This window comes from Streptomyces sp. NPDC057565 (genome assembly GCF_042801455.1).
Taxonomy (GTDB): Bacteria; Actinomycetota; Actinomycetes; order Streptomycetales; family Streptomycetaceae; genus Streptomyces; species Streptomyces yanii.
This window is the reverse complement of record NZ_JBHVFU010000061.1, coordinates 1-18,008: the sequence shown is the minus strand read 5'-3', so window position 1 is coordinate 18,008 and position 18,008 is coordinate 1. Positions and strand designations below refer to the sequence as shown.

Here is an 18,008-nt window from a genome sequence, read left to right as displayed (position 1 = left end):
CTCCCCGCGATCGGCAGCCCGCTCCCTGCCATGGGGGAGGCCGTTACGCTGTACGGGCATCGATTCGGGTTTTGAGGAAGGCGTACGGCGGACATGGCGCAGCAGGAGACGGACGAGCAGATCAGCGTCGACGACGAAGGCTTCGTCGTGGACACCGAGGACTGTGAGGCGCGTGAGGCGGCGTACCGCGAGCGCGGGACCTCCCGTCCGATCACGGTCGTGGGCAACCCGGTGCTGCACAAGGAGTGCAAGGACGTCACCGAGTTCGGTGACGAGCTGGGCCGGCTGATCGACGACATGTTCGCCAGCCAGCGGACGGCGGAGGGCGTGGGCCTGGCCGCCAACCAGATCGGCGTGGACCTCAAGGTCTTCGTCTACGACTGCCAGGACGACGACGGTGTCCGGCACGTGGGCGCCGTCTGCAACCCGGTGCTCGAAGAGCTGCCGCCGGAGGAGCGCATCCTCGACGACTCCAACGAGGGCTGCCTCTCCGTCCCGACCGCGTACGCCTCGCTGGCCCGCCCGGACTACGCGGTGGTGCGCGGCCAGGACGCCAAGGGCAACCCGGTCAGGATCCGCGGCAACGGCTACTTCGCGCGCTGCCTGCAGCACGAGACGGACCACCTGTACGGCTACCTGTACATCGACCGGCTCTCGAAGCGGGACCGCAAGGACGCGCTGCGGCAGATGGCGGAGAACACGCCGCGCTACGAGATCGTGCCGAACGAGTAGAACTCCGGCGGGCCCGGTCCCCCCGCGTGCGGGGCCGGGCCCGTTTGCTTTCCTCCGTACTCCCGATGATCCTCAACTGACCTTAGTCCAGGCCTGGTTGACGCGCGTCGACCGTTCCGACAGGCTCTGCCTCCATACCTTCGTCGTGGTAGGGAGCCCCCATGCTCAGACGTACCGCAAGACTCCTGCTCGGCCTTGTCATGACCATGGCTTTCACCTGGGGCGGGGCGGTGATCACCTCCGGCACCGCACAGGCCGACGGCTGCTACACCTGGACCCGCACCCTGTCCCCGGGCGCCACCGGCAACGACGTCGTCCAGCTCCAGATCCGGGTTGCCGGATACCCCGGCTACAACTCCGTACTCGCCATCGACGGCTCCTACGGCCCCGCCACCACCGCAGCCGTCAAACGCTTCCAGGCCGCCTACGGCCTGGCCGCGGACGGCGTCGCCGGCCCGGCCACCCAGGCCAAGCTCTACGCACTCCAGGACGACGACTGCACGCCCATCCACTTCACGTACGCCGAACACAACACCTGCAACAGCACCTGGGCAGGTGGTGCCGTCGCGGCGGGCACGGCCAAGGCCAACGCCCTCAGCACGATGTGGAAGCTGGAGGCGCTGCGGCACGCCCTCGGTGACCAGTCCATCCGGGTCACCAGCGGCTTCCGCTCCACGGCCTGCAACAGCGCGGTCGGCGGCGCCTCGAACAGCCGCCATCTGTACGGGGACGCGGCCGACCTCGGAGCCGGGCCGCACGCCCTGTGCACCCTGGCCAAGGAAGCCCGTAACCACGGCTTCAACGGGATCCTCGGCCCGGGGTACCCGGACCACGGCGACCACGTCCACGTGAACCAGGGCCCCAGCCACTACTGGTCGGCGCCCAACTGCGGTATCTGACCCCGCACATGGAAGGGCCCCGCGCGCCGGCAGTCAGGTGATCCGGCGGGCGGGGCCCCGTTCTGCGCGGCGTCAGGCGGATTGCACCGTCGGCCGGGGCGCCTCGGGCGGGTTGCGCCCTCGACAGGGTCCGGTCAGGCGGCGCCCGCCATCAGCCGGGTCGCGCCCGTCGTCTGGACCGCGACGCCGTCCGAAGCCCGCTCGGTCAGGTGCAGCTGCGAGATCGCGTTGCGCAGCGTCAGCGCACCCGCCCCGGTGTCCAGCTGCCAGCGTTGGGTACGCGCCGTCGCCGAGCAGTTCCCGAGCGACAGCTCCGCCCCCACCTCCAGCGGCGCGCCCAGATACTTCTTGCCGCGCACCGCGTCCAGGCACTGACCGGTCTCCGTGGACCGCACCGTGTAGTACCCGTCGGCGGTCGCCGTCAGCGCCCAGGAAGCCGCGCTGTCCTTCACCAGGGACACACCCGCGTCCGCCCCGGGGGTGAGTGCCTTCGCGCCCGTGGTCAGCCGGTACGTACCGTCGGCGAGCGGCGTGCGGTCGGTGTTCTCCCAGCCCGGTGCGTGACCGATCCTCCGGGCGAGCGCCTCGAAACCGGCGTACGTCGGGCTCGGCTTCGGGCCGCCCCAGGTCGCCTGCGCCACGAATCGCAGCGGCATGAAGGTCTTCGCCTCGACCTCGTTCTCCGTCTCGGCCGCCGCGCTGTCCGGCCACAGGCTGATCTTCGCGCCGGTGAGGTTGGCCGCCCCCTGGGACAGCGTCTGACCCTCGAAACGCAACGGCGTCCAGTCGCTCTCGTACAGCTTCTGCGTCTGCATCGTGAAGCCGCCGCGCACCAGGTAGAGCGAGTAGGCGGAGTTCATGACCGGCCGGCCCTCGGCCAGCAGCGAGGACGGCTGCTGGATGGAACCGCCGCCCAGCCAGTGCTCGACGGTGATGTCACGGTCCAGGGGGACGACGGTGTTCCTGCCGACGAGCCCGTCGTTCCAGATCCGGAGCGACCTGCCGTCCGCCTTCACATGCGCGTTGACCTGGTTGATGAAATCGGTGAAGAGATCGTCGGGAGTGGCCGACGCACCGAACTTCGCGGTCGCCGCGGCCTGCAGTTGCGGGTAGTTCGGATAGGAGGAGCCGATCATGTACTCGTCGGCGCCCATGTGCCAGTAGCGGCTGTCCCAGACCTTCAGCGCCTCGTCGACCATCGAGGTGTAGTACGCCAGTGCCTCGGGCCGGGAGATGTCGAGCCGGGGCGGGGAGGCGACGCCGTTGCGGTCCTTGAGCTGGAGCTCCGGGTGCTTCTCCAGATAGGTGTCCATGTGGCCGGGGGAGTTGATCTCCGGCACGAGCTCGATGTGATACTTCTTGGCCACGGTGACCAGCGTGCGGACCTGCGCCTTGGTGTAGTAGCCCCAGAACGCGGACGCCGGGTCGGTGTCGCTCTTGACCTTGGCCTCGATCCACAGCTGGTTGAGCTTCTGCGATGCCATGTCCTTCATCAGCCGCTCGAACCACTGCGTCGAGACGTTGATGTAGCAGGCGCAGACTCCGACTCCGCGCTCGCGGTACGCGGGCACATCGGTCGCCGAACCGCGCACGGCGCGGCCGTCGTCGTTCAGCAGCTGGAGGACGGTCCGGCTCCCGTAGAACACACCGGTGGAGGTCGCCGCGGTGACGGTGAGCCGCTCGCCGACATCGAGACGGTAACCCTCCGCGCCCAACTCGCCCTTCAGCGAGGGGTCCTGACGCAGCACGATGTCACCGGGGCGGGAGGTGCGGCTCCGCGACACCGGGGCCCCGCCGTTCAGTTCGCCCGCGAAACGTCCCGCGTCCGCGGTCGTACGGCTGTCCAGTACCCCGTCCAGCACGATCCTGGTCCGGTCGGTGAGCGTGAACTCGCCCTGTTCGCCCTGCCAGTGACGGAGGGTGGGCAGCACCTCGGGCGGGGTCGCAGCCGCGGAGCCGTCCTCGGCCGAGGCGCTCTGCCACGGCAGCAGCGCGGCGGCCAGCGCCGTCACCACGGCTCCGATGGTCCTTCGTCTTGCCATCCGCATGTCCATGCGCCCGACCCTCGTGGGGGGAGAGGCCTGTGGTCCATGGACTGATGCGTGAAATAGTTGGACGAATGATCGGAGGTCAGGTCCGAAGAGGATCAGGCAACTTCGGAGACGGCAGCCGGGCCGCGGAAGGTGTGGCGGTAAGCATTCGGAGTGGTTCCCAGGGACTTGACGAACTGATGGCGCAGCGCCGCCGCATTTCCGAAACCGGTGCGTCCGGCGATCGTGTCCATCGTTTCATCGGAGGTCTCCAGAAGGTGCTGTGCCAGCAGGACCCGTTGGCGCAGCAACCAGCGGTACGGGGTGGTGCCCGTCTCCTGCTGGAAGCGGCGCGCGAACGTGCGCGGCGACATGTGCGCCTGGGCGGCGAGCTGTTCGACGGTCATCTCCCGGTCGAGGTGGCGCTCCATCCAGGCGAGCGTTCCGCCGACCGTGTCGCACGCGGTGCGGGGCAGAGGGCGCTCGATGTACTGCGCCTGACCGCCGTCGCGGTGCGGCGGCACCACCATGCGGCGGGCGATGGCATTGGCGACATGAGGTCCGTGCGCCTGCCGGACCAGGTGCAGACAGGCGTCGATCCCGGCGGCGGTGCCCGCCGACGTGATGATCTGTCCCTCGTCCACATACAGCACGTCCGGCTCGACGACGGCCCGCGGGAAGCGGCGCGCCAGTTCGGCCGTGTGGTGCCAGTGGGTGGTGCAGCGCCGCCCGTCCAGCAACCCGGCCTCACCGAGCACGAAGGCGCCGGTGCACACGCTGAGCACCCGGGCGCCGCGGTCCACGGCTCTGCGCAGGGCCTCCAGCACCTCGTCCGGGAAGTCCCGGTTCTTGAAGGATGCACCGGCGGGGACGGCGATCAGATCCGCCTCGTCCAGCCGGTCGAGACCGTGCGGGGTGGACACGGTGAACCCGGCATGGGTCCGCAGCACCGGACCCTCGCCGGAGACCACCGCGAAGTCGTGCACCGGCAGGCCTTCGTCACTGCGATCGAGTCCGAACACCTCGGCCAGTACGCCGAGTTCGAAGGGATGCACCTCGCCGAGCAGCAGGACCGCGACATTGTTCAGCATGCAGTCAGTGTGGCAGTAATTCGATGCTGTGTGACAGTCCTGCCACTGCCGGACTCGTCCCGCGCGGGCGAGAGTAGAGGCATGAACACATTCCTGAACCACCTGGGCATTGCGGTCGTTTTCGTACTCTTCCTGGCGCCGGCGCTGGTCGGCATCGCGCGCGACCGCCGCATCGACCGCCAGCTGCGCGAGGCGGAACGGGATCGGCGGGCCGAGCCACCGGAAACAGCGGACGCCGCACAGCCGGTGAAGGCTGTGCGGCGTCCAAACCTCCGGATCGGGGCGCGAGCCTAGTGCCCCTCCCGGCAAGCTTTGCCCCGTCGCGCCGCCCGGCACGCGCTCCCCCAAGGCCTTAAGGGCCAGGGGGGACCCCCTTCCGCGTTGGCCAAAAGCCCTGGTAGCTCCTTCCCCAAGCTCTCAACTCCGTTCGAGCAGGGGAGACCCCATCCGAGGACTTCCGGCCGCCTTGCGATCGCACGCACCGGACGACGCTCCTCATGGGGCAAACAATGCCGGTCACGGCACTAGAAGTCGTCGTCGAAGGCGACCGAGCCCTCCACCGCCACCTGGTACGCGGACGGCCGGCGCTCGAAGAAGTTCGTCAGCTCCTGGACGCCCTGCAGCTCCATGAACGAGAACGGGTTCTCGGAGCCGTACACGGCCGGGAAGCCGAGCCGGGTGAGCCGCTGGTCGGCGACGCACTGCAGGTACTCGCGCATCGACTCGGTGTTCATGCCCGGCAGTCCGTCGCCGCACAGGTCGCGGCCGAACTGCAGCTCCGCGTCGACCGCCTCCTTCAGCATGTCGGTGACCTGCTGCTGGAGCTCGTCGTCGAAGAGATCGGGCTCCTCCTTGCGGACGGTGTCGACGACCTCGAACGCGAAGTTCATGTGCATCGTCTCGTCACGGAAGACCCAGTTGGTCCCCGTGGCGAGACCGTGCAGCAGACCGCGCGAGCGGAACCAGTAGACGTACGCGAAGGCGCCGTAGAAGAACAGCCCCTCGATGCACGCCGCGAAGCAGATCAGGTTCAGCAGGAAGCGTCGGCGGTCGGCCTTCGTCTCCAGCCGTTCGATCTTTTCGACCGAATCCATCCACTTGAAGCAGAACTGCGCCTTCTCGCGGATGGAGGGGATCTCCTCCACCGCGTCGAACGCGGCCGCGCGGTCGTCCGGGTCGGGCAGGTACGTGTCGAGCAGCGTCAGATAGAACTGGACGTGCACGGCCTCCTCGAAGAGCTGCCGCGACAGATACAGCCGCGCTTCCGGGGAGTTGATGTGCTTGTACAGGGTCAGTACGAGGTTGTTCGACACGATCGAGTCGCCGGTCGCGAAGAACGCGACGAGCCGGCCGATCATGTGCTGCTCGGCGGGTGTCAGCTTGGCGAGATCGGCGACGTCGGAGTGGAGGTCGACCTCCTCGACCGTCCAGGTGTTCTTGATCGCGTCGCGGTAGCGCTCGTAGAAGTCCGGGTAGCGCATGGGCCGCAGGGTCAGTTCGAAGCCCGGGTCGAGCAGATTCTTGTCGGTTGAGCTCATTACTGGCAGGCCTCGCAGGACTCGGGGTTTTCGAGGGAACAGGCGATCGCGTCCGCGTCGGGAGCCGAAGCCTGCTGGACGGGAAGGGCAGCGGCGACCGTGGCCTGGCCCGACGCCGCCCGCGCGATCCGGGTGGCCGGACGTGAGCGCAGGTAGTACGTCGTCTTCAACCCCTGCTTCCAGGCGTAGGCGTACATCGAGGAGAGCTTGCCGATCGTCGGCGTCTCCAGGAACAGGTTCAGCGACTGGCTCTGGTCCAGGAACGGCGTACGCGCCGCCGCCATGTCGATCAGACCGCGCTGAGGGATCTCCCACGCCGTGCGGTACAGCGCCCGTACGTCCTCCGGGATCCAGGCGAAGCCCTGCACCGAGCCGCTCGCCTCGCGCAGCGCCTCGCGGGTCCGCGCGTCCCACACGCCCAACTGCTTCAGCTCGTTCACCAGATAGGCGTTGACCTGGAGGAACTCACCGCTGAGGGTTTCGCGCTTGAAGAGGTTGGAGACCTGCGGCTCGATGCACTCGTACACCCCGGCGATCGAGGCGATCGTGGCGGTCGGAGCGATGGCGAGCAGCAGCGAGTTGCGCATGCCGGTCCGTGCGATCCGGGCGCGCAGCGCTTCCCAGCGCTTCGGCCAGCTCAGCTCGGTGTCGTAGTGGTCGGGGTGCAGCACGCCGCGGGCGGCGCGCGTCTCGGACCAGGCGGGCAGCGGACCGGAACGCTCGGCGAGGTCGCAGGACGCCTCGTACGCGGCGAGCATGATCCGCTCGGAGATCTTCGTGGAGAGCGCGCGGGCCTCGGGGGAGTCGAACGGCAGCCGCAGCCGGAAGAAGACGTCCTGGAGCCCCATCGCGCCCAGCCCCACCGGACGCCAGCGGGCGTTGGAGCGGCCGGCCTGCTCGGTCGGGTAGAAGTTGATGTCGACGACCCGGTCGAGGAACGTCACGGCGGTACGGACGGTGGCGTCCAGCCGCTCCCAGTCGATGTCGCCGTCGGTCACGAACGAACCGAGGTTGACCGAACCGAGGTTGCAGACGGCGGTCTCGCCGTCGTCGGTGACTTCGAGGATCTCGGTGCACAGGTTCGACGAGTGGACGACGCGACCCGGCTCGGCCGTCTGATTGGCCGTCCGGTTGGAGGCGTCCTTGAACGTCATCCAGCCCTGACCGGTCTGCGCGAGCGTCCGCATCATCCGGCCGTACAGCTCACGCGCGGGCATCGACTTGCGGGCCAGGCCCTTGGCCTCGGCGGCCCGGTACGCGGCGTCGAACTCGTCGCCCCACAGGTCGACCAGTTCCGGCACGTCGGCGGGGGAGAACAGCGACCAGTCGCCGTCCGCGTCGACCCGGCGCATGAACTCGTCCGGGATCCAGTGCGCCAGGTTGAGGTTGTGCGTACGCCGCTGGTCCTCGCCCGTGTTGTCGCGCAGCTCCAGGAATTCCTCGATGTCCGCGTGCCACGTCTCCAGGTAGACGGCGGCGGCGCCCTTGCGGCGACCACCCTGGTTCACTGCGGCGACCGAGGCGTCGAGCGTCTTCAGGAACGGCACGATGCCGTTGGAGTGCCCATTGGTGCCGCGGATCAGCGAGCCGCGGGCGCGGATCCGGGAGTACGACAGACCGATGCCGCCCGCGTGCTTGGAGAGCCGCGCCACCTGGTGGTAGCGGTCGTAGATCGAGTCGAGCTCGTCCAGCGGCGAGTCCAGCAGATAGCAGGAGGACATCTGCGGGTGTCGGGTGCCGGAGTTGAAGAGTGTGGGGGAGGAGGGGAGGTAGTCGAGGCGGCTCATCAGGCCGTACAGCGAGGCGACCTCGTCCAGTGCGCGTACCGACTCGTCCTCGGCGAGACCGGCGGCGACGCGCAGCATGAAGTGCTGCGGCGTCTCGATGACCTGGCGGGTGAGCGGGTGGCGCAGCAGATAGCGGCTGTGCAGCGTCCGCAGCCCGAAGTAGCCGAACCGGTCGTCGGCGCCGTCGGCGAGGGACTGGTCGACCAGCGCGTCGAGCCGGGCCGCGTGGAGTGCCACGAAAGCGGCCGTGCGGTCCGCGATCAGACCCTCGCGGTGGCCGACGGCGACCGAGGCGGAGAACGACAGCGCGCCCTGACCGGCCGCCTCGTCCGCGATGGTGCGGGTCAGGAGGCGGGCGGCGAGCCGGGAGTACGCGGGGTCCTCGGCGATCAGACCCGCGGCGGCCTCGGTGGCCAGCGCGCGCAACTCCGCCTCGTCCGACGCGGCGTTGCGGCCGCGCAGCGCGGCGCCGGCGACGCGGCCGGGGTCGGTGTCGGGCAGATCGGCAGTGAGGTCGGTCAGGGTCCGCAGCAGTGCGGTCCCGGGTCCGTCGTTCGTGGTTCCCGCGGACTCGGCGACTGAAGCCGGATCGGCTGGCGCGATGGTCACGTGGTGCTCTCCCTCGCTCGGCTCGGGGCCGGCGGGGGAGCGGGGCAGCCGCGCGGAGGCATGCCCGGAGAAGGAGGGCAGCCCTGCGTGCGGCGTCCACCGGCCCATCCGCGAGGCCCGGACGTCTGGGCGTCCGGATCGGTCGAGCCGGACGCGCTGTCGGCAGGTCCTCGGACTTTCAGGGTGCGCAAAAGGGCACCGAATACACCGTTGCGGGACAGTTCCGGATTCGCACCGGATTTCCCTGCGGCGACAGCGAGCACGAGCATACATGTGGGGGCCGCCCGTTGAGGCAGCCCCCACATGTTGTGTCACATCGGTTCAGAGACTCAGGCTGTAGGTGAGCAGAGAGAGGCCTTCGACGGGATCCCAGTCCCGTTCCGGCGTGCGTACGAAGCCGAGTCGATGGTAGATCCGGTGGGCGCCGAGCATGGTCGGCTGGGTGGACAGGACGAGCCGCGTGACGCCCTCCGTGGCCCGTGCCCGGTCGATACAGGCGCGCACGAGCGCCTCGCCCGCCCCGTGGCCGCGTGCCTTCCGTGCGACCGCGAGCATCCGGAACTCGGCCTCGTCGGGGCCGGCGATGTCGGCCCACGGATTGCCGGGCGGTGCGTAGGTGACTCCGCCGAGGAGCGTGCCGTCGGCACCGACGGCGACGAGCACGTCGGCCTCGGCGACGCGACGGGGCACGTCCCGGAGCGTTTCGAGATACGGGTCGTCGGCGCCGAAGTCGAGCAGGCCGTCGTCGAGGTAGGCGTGGGCGGTGATCTCCCCGAGGGCGGTGTGTTCCGTCGGGGCGATCGGGCGGATCGAAAGGTCCATGCCGGGAGTGTGCCGTACGGGTGGGACGGCGCCGGACGGGCTGGGTGCAGCCCGTCCGGCCGCCTTGCGATCGCACGCACCGGACGACGCTCCTCATGGGGCAGGCATCGCCGGTCCCGGCACTAGCCGGCGGACGGGCTCGCGTCGGGTGACGGGCTCGACTCGGGCCGGGCCGACGGGAGTTCCACCCGGACGCCCGGGTCGCCCGCGTCCGCCGTGTAGTCCGCCGGGGAGGTCTCGTCGACGCCCGCCGGGGCCTTCACCGCGTTCAGGACGAACGTCAGCACCACGGTCACCACGGCGTTCAGCACGAACGCCGTCAGACCGATGTAGCCGATCTCGCCGATCCCCGGGATCTCCTTCGAGGATCCGCCGAAGTGCGCCTGGGTCGGGCTCGCCACTCCGTACGCGGCGAGCGTGCCGTACACCATGCCGACCGCCCAGCCCGCGAGCAGCGCCCAGCGGTGGAACCACCGGGTGAACAGGCCGCCGACCAGCGCCGGGAACGTCTGCAGGATCCAGATCCCGCCGAGCAGCTGGAAGTTGATCGCGACCGTCTTGTCCATGGTGAGGACGAAGACGAGCGCACCCACCTTCACCAGCAGCGACACCAGCTTGGAGACCTTCGTCTCCTGGGCCGGGGTCGCGTCGGGCTTCAGGAAGTCCTTGTAGATGTTCCGGGTGAAGAGGTTCGCCGCGGCGATCGACATGATCGCGGCGGGCACCAGCGCGCCGATGCCGATCGCGGCGAACGCCACACCGGCGAACCAGTCGGGGAACATGTTCTCGAACAGCTGCGGGATCGCCAACTGTCCGTTCTCCACCTTGACTCCGGCCGCGATCGCCATGAAGCCGAGCAACGCCAGCAGGCCCAGCATCAGCGAGTACAGCGGCAGGATCGTGGTGTTCCGCCGGATCACCTCACGGCTGCGGCTGGAGAGCGTCGCCGTGATCGAGTGCGGGTACATGAAGAGGGCGAGCGCCGACCCCAGTGCCAGGGTCGCGTAGCCCCATTGGCCCGGTTCGGCCGGTGCGAGGGCGCCGCGCGGTTTGCCGGTCGCGGGGTTGGTCTGCGAGAACGCGTCGCCCGCCTTGGCGAAGATGTCGTCGAAGCCGCCCAGCTTGATCGGGATGTAGATGATTGCCACCGCGATGACCAGGTAGATCAGCCCGTCCTTGACGAAGGCGATCAGCGCGGGGGCACGCAGCCCGGAGGAGTACGTGTACGCGGCGAGCACCGCGAACGCGATCAGCAACGGCAGGTCCTTGACGAACCAGTTGGTGTTCTCGCCGCCGCCGACGCCCATCACGTCCAGCACCGCCTGGATGCCGACGAGCTGGAGCGCGATGTACGGCATCGTGGCGAGGATGCCGGTGACGGCGACCGCCAGCGACAGACCCTTCGATCCGAAGCGCCCGCGGACGAAGTCCGAGGTGGTGACGTACCCGTGCTTGTGCGACACCGACCACAGCCGCGGCAGGAAGGTGAAGATCAGCGGGTACACGAGGATGGTGTACGGGACCGCGAAGAAGCCGGCCGCTCCCGCTGCGTAGATCGCGGCGGGTACGGCGACGAAGGTGTACGCGGTGTACAGGTCGCCGCCGAGCAGGAACCAGGTGACCCAGGTGCCGAACGACCTGCCGCCCAGGCCCCATTCGTCGAGAGTGGCCTCGTTGTCGGCCTTGCGCCAGCGCGCGGCCATGAAGCCCATGACCGTGACGGCCAGGAAGAAGAAGATGAAGACGCCGAGCGCGACGCCGTTCACGCCGTCCTTCATGCCGACGCACCCCCCTTGCGGGCGCGCTGGTCACGCTGCCAGAGCTTGTACGCGACCATCGTGAGCGCCGTGGAGATCAGCACCCAGACCATCTGGTACCAGTAAAAGAACGGGATGCCGATGAAGGTGGGGTCCACCTTCGCGTACGAACCCACCCAGAGCATCGCCACGAACGGGGCGACGAGGCAGAGGGCGATGACCACTCTCGCAGGTGTGACTGTCGGTGGTTTCGCGTCTGTTTCTTCAGTCATGCGGCGACTCCGTCCCCTCGCTGATCACCTGTTGTAATGCGCAGGCAATCTAGGGGAGAGTTCCGGCCACAGTCACCCCCTGTCCGCATTGCGGTCCGGCAACGGTGTCACGAAGCCGCCAGGGGGGCCTGCCCGAGGACCGACTCCTGATGCCCTGTTCGTGGATGAACAGTTTGTTCGGTCAGGAGCCGGTCCGCGGCCTCAGTCGGTCGGCCGCTTCAGACGCGCCACGAACTTGTAACGGTCGCCGCGGTACACCGACCGCACCCACTCGACCGGTTCACCCTGTCCGTCCAGGGAGTGACGGGACAGCATGAGCATCGGCAGGCCCACGTCCGTACCGAGCAGACCGGCTTCGCGCGGGGTGGCGAGCGAGGTCTCGATCGTCTCCTCGGCCTCGGCGAGCCGTACGTCGTACACCTCGGCCAGTGCCGTGTAGAGCGAGGTGTACTTCACCAGTGAACGACGCAACGCGGGAAAACGTTTGGCCGAAAGGTGCGTGGTCTCGATGGCCATCGGTTCACCGCTGGCCAGGCGGAGCCGCTCGATCCGCAGCACCCGGCCGCCGGTGGTGATGTCGAGCAGCCCGGCGAGGGTGTCGTCGGCCGTGACATATCCGATGTCCAGTAGTTGAGATGTCGGTTCCAGGCCCTGGGCGCGCATGTCCTCGGTGTACGAGGTGAGCTGCAGGGCCTGGGAGACCTTCGGCTTGGCCACGAACGTGCCCTTGCCCTGGATGCGCTCCAGCCGACCCTCGACGACCAGCTCCTGGAGCGCCTGGCGCACGGTCGTGCGCGAGGTGTCGAACTCGGCGGCCAGGGTCCGCTCCGGTGGCACCGGGGTGCCTGGCGGCATGGTGTCCGTCATGTCGAGGAGGTGGCGCTTCAGCCGGTAGTACTTCGGGACCCGCGCGGTGCGCGTGCCCGCGCCCGTCTCGTTCTCCGTACTGCCGCCCTCGGCACTCATGGCCCGCCTTCCCGACTGCTGCGTTGCTGCCGTCACCTGCTCCTCCGTCTGTCGCGGCTCACATGGTGGCACGGTCCGGTCACGGCTCGTCGCCCTCCCTCAGGTGTCGGTCCTATAACGGACGCGAGTGCACTTCTTATACACCCTTGACACCCCTAAAGGTCTAGGCCAAGCTCCGGGTACTGGTCTAAACCATTAAAGACCAGGTCCCAGCCCCACGGGCAGTACCCGTCGCATGCAATTGTGCGACGGACGGCGATCTCGGGTGGTGGGGGGAATTCTCTTGCATCCCTGAGGAGGGTGTCGTGAAGCGCGGACTCATCGCGGCCATTGGTGTGGTGGCTCTCTTGGCCGGTGCCACTGCCTGTGGCTCGGACGACAAGACCGACAGCAGCAGCAAGAAGACCGGGCCCGACAGCTACAAGGGCCAGACGCTGACCGTCTGGGCCATGGACGGCTCCACGCCTCCCGGCTGGACCAAGGACCTCACCGCCGCCTTCAAGAAGAAGACCGGCGCCACGCTGAAGTTCCAGACCCAGAAGTGGGACGGCATTCAGCAGAAGATCACGACGGCTCTCTCCGAGTCGACCCCGCCGGACGTCATCGAGGTCGGCAACACCCAGACCCCGGCCTACGCGGCCACCGGGGGCCTCGCCGACCTGAGTGACCTCAAGCAGGAGATCGGCGGCGACTGGGTCGACGCGCTCAACAAGTCCTCGGTCTTCGACGGCAAGCAGTACGCCGCGCCGTGGTACTTCGCCAACCGCGTCGTCATCTACAACAAGAAGGTCTGGGCCGACGCCGGCATCACGGACACCCCGAAGACGCGCGACGAGTTCTTCAAGGACCTCGACGCCATCAAGAAGAAGGGCAAGGCCGAGCCGATCTACATGCCCGGCCAGAACTGGTACTTCTTCGACGGCCTGACCATCGGCCAGGGCGCGGACCTCGTGAAGAAGGAAGGCGACAAGTACGTCTCCAACCTCTCCGACCCCAAGGTCGCCGCGGCCATGGAGCTCTACAAGAAGTACCAGTCCTACTCCAAGGCCCCCAAGGACAAGGACGAGGCCACCCCGCAGCAGGCCGAGGTCTTCGCCAAGGGCAAGGTCGGTGCCTTCATCGGCATGGGCTGGGAGGCCGGCACGGCCATCGCGGCCAACAAGCAGATCGAGGGCGACATCGGCTACTTCACCATCCCGGGTGAGACCGCCGACAAGCCCGAGGGAGTCTTCCTCGGTGGCTCCAACTTCGCGGTCGCCGCGGGCAGCAAGAAGCAGGACCTCGCCAAGGAGTTCCTGAAGCTCGCCCTGTCCGACCAGTTCGAGGGCCAGCTGGCCAAGGAGAACGGCGTCATCCCGAACAAGGAGTCGCTCAACTCCAACCTGACCGGCAACGGCGCCGCCGAGGCCGCGGCCCCGGCCGCCGCCGGTGGTGGCACCACCCCGCTCATCCCCGAGTGGGCCGCTGTCGAGAACGCGCCGAACCCGATCAAGAGCTACATGACCGCGGTTCTGAACGGTAAGTCCACGGCCGACGCCGCCAAGGCGGTCGAGGCGGAGATCAACAAGCGTCTCTCGCAGAAGAGCTGACCGCACGCGCCGGGGGGCGGGCATCTGCCGCACCCCGGCGCTCCCGCGTGACTCGACCGTACGGCCCAAGAAGAGATGGCGAGCATGTCAGTGCAGACCGAAAAAGTGGACTCGGTCCCGGCAGCCGGCGTCCGCAAGAATGACGCCCCTCCAGGCGGCCCCGCCGCTTCGAGCAGGAAGCGGGCCGGTGGATCCGCCCCCTACCTCCTCCTCCTGCCCGCACTGCTCGTCACAGCGGTGCTCCTGGGCTACCCGCTGGTCAAGAACGGCATGCTGTCGTTCCAGAACCTCAACCCGCGCCAGCTGATCCTCCACCTGACCGAGTGGAACGGCGTCGACAACTACAAGGAAATCCTCGGCAGCTCGGACTTCTGGAGGGTTGTCGAGCGGTCGGTCCTCTTCACCGCCGCCAACGTCGTCCTGATCATGCTGCTCGGGATGCTGGTCGGCCTGCTGCTCGCGCGGCTGGGCAAGAAGATGCGACTGCTGCTCATGCTGGGTCTGGTGCTCGCCTGGGCCATGCCGATGATCGCGGCGACCACGGTCTACCAGTGGCTGTTCGCCCAGCGGTTCGGTGTCGTCAACTACGTCCTCGACAGCCTCGGCTGGCACTCGATGGCCGACTTCAACTGGACGAGCAGTCAGTTCTCCACCTTCTCGCTGGTCACCCTGGTGATCGTCTGGCAGTCCATCCCGTTCGTGGCGATCAACCTGTACGCCGCGTCGACGACGATCCCCAAGGAGCTGTACGAGGCCGCCTCGCTCGACGGCGCCGGCTCCTGGAAGAGCTTCACCTCGGTGACGCTGCCGTTCCTCAAGCCGTTCCTGCTGGCCACGACGTTCCTCGAAGTCATCTGGGTTTTCAAGTCCTTCGCCCAGCTCTTCGCGATCAACGGCGGCGGCCCGGACCGGCTCACCGAGACCCTGCCCGTCTACGCGTTCGTCGAAGGCGTCGGCAACCAGCACTTCGGCATGGGTGCGGCCATCTCGTTCCTGACGATCATCGTTCTGCTGGCGATGACCGGTTACTACCTGCGCACCGTACTCAAGCAAGAGGAGGACGAGCTGTGAGGCGCTCACTGTTCGGCCGGATCTGGCCCAACCTGACGGCTGTCGTCCTCTTCATAGGCTTCGCCTTCCCCGTCTACTGGATGTTCAGCACGGCGTTCAAGCCGACCGGCGACATCATCACCGACACCCCGGTGTGGTTCCCCACCGACATCACCCTCGGGCACTTCAAGAAGGCCATCGCGGCCGACCACTTCTGGACCCTGGTCGGCAACTCGTTCACGGTGACGATCCTCTCCGTGGCCGCCTCGCTGGTGATCGCGCTACTGGCGTCCTTCGCGATGGCGCGCATGCGCTTCAAGGGACGCCGCGGCATCCTGCTGACGTTCATGATCGCGCAGATGGCGCCGTGGGAAGTCATGGTCATCGCGATCTACATGCTGGTCCGCGATGCGGACATGTTGAACAGCCTGCTCCCGCTGACGGTCTTCTACATGATGATGGTCCTGCCCTTCACCGTCCTGACGCTGCGCGGCTACGTTGCCGCGGTGCCCAAGGAACTGGAGGAGTCCGCCATGGTCGACGGCTGCACCCGCCCGCAGGCGTTCAGGAAGGTGATCCTGCCGCTGCTCGGCCCCGGTCTGATGGCGACCTCCCTCTTCGGATTCATCACCGCCTGGAACGAGTTCCCGCTCGTCCTCATCCTCAACAAGGACATCGAGTCCCAGACCCTGCCGCTCTGGCTCTCGCAGTTCCAGACCGCGTTCGGTGACGACTGGGGGGCGACCATGGCTGCCTCCTCGCTCTTCGCGATCCCGATCCTGATCCTCTTCATCTACTTGCAGCGCAAGGCCGTCAGCGGTCTTACCGACGGCGCCGTGAAGGGATAACGCCGCGTCATGACCACGCTCACCTCCACCACGGACACCGTCACGCGCGACGCCCTGGCCGTCCTGCAGCCGGGGTTCGCCGGCACCACCGCTCCGGACTGGCTGCTGCGCCGAGTCGGCGAGGGACTCTCCTCCGTCGGTCTGTTCGGCCGCAACATCGAGACGCCGGAGCAGCTCTCCGCGCTCACCGCCCAGCTCCGGGCCGAGCGGGACGACGTACTCGTCGCGATCGACGAGGAGGGCGGTGACGTCACCCGGCTCGAGGTGCGTCACGGCTCGTCCTTCCCCGGCAACCTCGCACTCGGCGCCGTCGACGACCCGGGGCTGACCCGTGCGGTCGCCCAGGAGCTCGGCCGCCGGCTCGCCGAGTGCGGTGTCAACCTCAACTGGGCACCGTCCGCCGACGTCAACTCGAACCCGGGCAACCCGGTCATCGGCGTCCGGTCCTTCGGAGCCGACCCGCACCTCGTCGCCCGGCACACCGCCGCGTACGTCGAGGGGCTCCAGGCCGCCGGGGTCGCCGCCTGCACCAAGCACTTCCCGGGGCACGGCGACACCGCGGTCGACTCGCACCACGCGCTGCCCCGCATCGATGTGGACCTCGACACCCTGCACGCCCGTGAGCTGGTGCCTTTCCGGGCGGCGATCGCGGCGGGTTCCAAATCGGTGATGAGCGCGCATATTCTGCTTCCCGCGCTCGACCCCGACCGCCCGGCGACGTTGAGCCCACGGATCCTCACCGGTCTGCTGCGCGAGGAACTGGGTTACGACGGGCTGATCGTCACCGACGGCATGGAGATGCAGGCCATTTCCTCGACGTACGGGATCGAGCGCGGTTCCGTCCTCGCGATCGCCGCGGGCGCCGACGCGATCTGTGTCGGCGGCGGGCTGGACGACGAGGACACCGTGCTGCGGCTGCGTGACGCGCTGGTCGCGGCGGTGCGGACCGGCGAACTGCCCGAGGAGCGGCTGGCCGACGCGGCGGCACGGGTACGTGCCCTCGCGTCCTGGACGCGGCGGGCGAGGGGGGCTGTCCCGGAGTCGGGCGCGGCAACGCAGGAGGGGACCGCGCCCGGCACCGGTATCGCTTCCGACATCGGCCTCGTGGCCGCCCGTCGTGCGGTGCAGGTGTCCGGCGCGGCCGAACCACTGACCGAGCCGGCGTACGTCGCCGCGTTCACCCCGGTCGCGAACATTGCGGTCGGCGACGAGACCCCGTGGGGCATCGCGGCCGAACTGGCCCGGATCCTGCCCGGCACCGACACCGACACCTACAACAGCGAGACCGAGGCCCCGGTGACAGCGGTCCTGGACGCCGCGGGGGACCGCCGCATCGTCGCGGTCGTCCGCGACGCCCACCGTCACCCGTGGATGACGGACGCCGTGGACGCCCTGATCGCGGAGCGCCCCGACACCGTGGTCGTCGAAATGGGCGTTCCCCAGGAGTCCCCGAGAGGCGCGCTGTACGTGGCCACCCACGGCGCAGCCCGAGTCTGCGGCCAGGCAGCAGCAGAGGCCGTCACGGGATCAGCCGGCCCGTTCGGAGCCTGACACGGGAACGGTCCGTACCCCGTCAGGGGTTCCGCCCCCGGTCCGGCGATCGAGGAAGACGCGCCCGTCGGTCGCGCAACCGGCACACGAAAGGGCCGGGACACCCCACGCGGTGTCCCGGCCCTTTCGAGCTCCTCTCAGACCCTGTCCGGCCGATCTCCGCGGGCCCGCGGGCGGACATGGCCGGTCACGGCACTAGGGCGTGTGTCGGAAGTCCCGCCTGCCCGGCGACGCCCGGCACGCACGCTCGCTGCGTTGTCGGGCTCGCCCGAGTACGTCCAGTTCGAGGACGACCCTCCGCCTTGCGATCGCACGCACCGGACGCCGCCGGGCCCGCCCTTCGGGCGGACGGCGGGACTTCCGACACACGCCCTAGTGTCTTGAGTCTTTATTTCATTGCAGAAGTAGGCTGGGTTCATGGCGCGTATGGGTCGGCCGACGGTCGAGGTGGTTCTGGCGGATGAGGA

Annotated in this window: 15 protein-coding genes and 1 riboswitch; of the genes, 7 read left to right on the top strand and 8 right to left on the bottom strand. The window is 68.5% G+C overall.

Going from position 1 to position 18,008, the window contains the following annotated elements; translation table 11 throughout:
• Positions 1-93 precede the first annotated feature (93 nt).
• Together def and ACFU8W_RS43710 are read left to right on the top strand one after the other, a co-directional pair.
• A complete protein-coding gene (gene def, locus ACFU8W_RS43715) occupies positions 94-732 on the top strand; it encodes a peptide deformylase (RefSeq protein WP_345510432.1) in 639 nt (212 codons plus the stop codon).
• Between the two features lie 161 nt (positions 733-893).
• Entirely contained in the window at positions 894-1,631 is a 738-nt protein-coding gene (locus tag ACFU8W_RS43710) for a D-Ala-D-Ala carboxypeptidase family metallohydrolase (RefSeq protein WP_384050254.1), read from the top strand.
• Between the two features lie 134 nt (positions 1,632-1,765).
• Here the strand turns inward: ACFU8W_RS43710 and ACFU8W_RS43705 are convergent, their stop codons facing one another.
• Positions 1,766-3,679, bottom strand: coding sequence for a family 20 glycosylhydrolase (locus ACFU8W_RS43705; RefSeq protein WP_384050329.1), 1,914 nt, complete (start codon positions 3,677-3,679; stop codon positions 1,766-1,768).
• Positions 3,680-3,777: 98 nt separating this feature from the next.
• Positions 3,778-4,752 carry a GlxA family transcriptional regulator gene (locus ACFU8W_RS43700; protein ID WP_384050251.1) on the bottom strand — a complete coding sequence of 325 codons (975 nt, stop codon included), beginning with the start codon at positions 4,750-4,752 and terminating at the stop codon, positions 3,778-3,780.
• 81 nt (positions 4,753-4,833) lie between these two features.
• On the opposite strand from ACFU8W_RS43700, the gene ACFU8W_RS43695 reads away from it, so the two are divergent.
• Positions 4,834-5,046 (top strand): hypothetical protein, encoded by a 213-nt coding sequence (locus tag ACFU8W_RS43695; protein WP_384050248.1) that lies wholly within the window; start codon positions 4,834-4,836, stop codon positions 5,044-5,046.
• A gap of 230 nt (positions 5,047-5,276) precedes the next feature.
• Here the strand turns inward: ACFU8W_RS43695 and ACFU8W_RS43690 are convergent, their stop codons facing one another.
• The 6 genes from ACFU8W_RS43690 to ACFU8W_RS43665 form a co-directional block, all read right to left on the bottom strand.
• Complete coding sequence (locus ACFU8W_RS43690; RefSeq protein ID WP_327244430.1) at positions 5,277-6,290, bottom strand: ribonucleotide-diphosphate reductase subunit beta; 1,014 nt, start codon at positions 6,288-6,290, stop codon at positions 5,277-5,279.
• Positions 6,290-8,686, bottom strand: a complete 2,397-nt coding sequence (locus ACFU8W_RS43685; RefSeq protein ID WP_384050245.1) for a ribonucleoside-diphosphate reductase subunit alpha — start codon at positions 8,684-8,686, stop codon at positions 6,290-6,292. The genes ACFU8W_RS43690 and ACFU8W_RS43685 overlap by 1 nt, the downstream gene beginning before the upstream one ends.
• A gap of 143 nt (positions 8,687-8,829) precedes the next feature.
• A riboswitch (cobalamin riboswitch) is annotated at positions 8,830-8,968 on the bottom strand.
• Positions 8,969-9,007: 39 nt separating this feature from the next.
• A complete protein-coding gene (locus ACFU8W_RS43680) occupies positions 9,008-9,508 on the bottom strand; it encodes a GNAT family N-acetyltransferase (protein ID WP_384050242.1) in 501 nt (166 codons plus the stop codon).
• A 122-nt stretch (positions 9,509-9,630) separates the two neighbouring features.
• Complete coding sequence (gene mctP, locus ACFU8W_RS43675; RefSeq protein ID WP_384050239.1) at positions 9,631-11,286, bottom strand: monocarboxylate uptake permease MctP; 1,656 nt, start codon at positions 11,284-11,286, stop codon at positions 9,631-9,633.
• The gene (locus tag ACFU8W_RS43670) at positions 11,283-11,537 is read right to left on the bottom strand and encodes a DUF3311 domain-containing protein (RefSeq protein ID WP_384050236.1); all 255 of its coding nucleotides are present in this window, start codon (positions 11,535-11,537) and stop codon (positions 11,283-11,285) included. Before ACFU8W_RS43670 ends, mctP begins: the two co-directional genes overlap by 4 nt.
• A gap of 201 nt (positions 11,538-11,738) precedes the next feature.
• Positions 11,739-12,503: a GntR family transcriptional regulator gene (locus ACFU8W_RS43665; protein ID WP_327249409.1), complete on the bottom strand. Its 765-nt coding sequence runs from the start codon at positions 12,501-12,503 to the stop codon at positions 11,739-11,741.
• Between the two features lie 305 nt (positions 12,504-12,808).
• Between ACFU8W_RS43665 and ACFU8W_RS43660 the strand changes: the two genes are divergently transcribed.
• The 4 genes from ACFU8W_RS43660 (at position 12,809) to ACFU8W_RS43645 (ending at position 17,541) form a co-directional block, all read left to right on the top strand.
• The gene (locus tag ACFU8W_RS43660; RefSeq protein ID WP_384050233.1) at positions 12,809-14,092 is read left to right on the top strand and encodes an extracellular solute-binding protein; all 1,284 of its coding nucleotides are present in this window, start codon (positions 12,809-12,811) and stop codon (positions 14,090-14,092) included.
• An 84-nt stretch (positions 14,093-14,176) separates the two neighbouring features.
• Complete coding sequence (locus ACFU8W_RS43655; RefSeq protein ID WP_384050230.1) at positions 14,177-15,163, top strand: carbohydrate ABC transporter permease; 987 nt, start codon at positions 14,177-14,179, stop codon at positions 15,161-15,163.
• Entirely contained in the window at positions 15,160-15,990 is an 831-nt protein-coding gene (locus ACFU8W_RS43650) for a carbohydrate ABC transporter permease (RefSeq protein ID WP_384050227.1), read from the top strand. Before ACFU8W_RS43655 ends, ACFU8W_RS43650 begins: the two co-directional genes overlap by 4 nt.
• Positions 15,991-15,999: 9 nt before the next feature.
• A complete protein-coding gene (locus tag ACFU8W_RS43645; RefSeq protein ID WP_384050224.1) occupies positions 16,000-17,541 on the top strand; it encodes a glycoside hydrolase family 3 protein in 1,542 nt (513 codons plus the stop codon).
• Positions 17,542-18,008 lie beyond the last annotated feature (467 nt).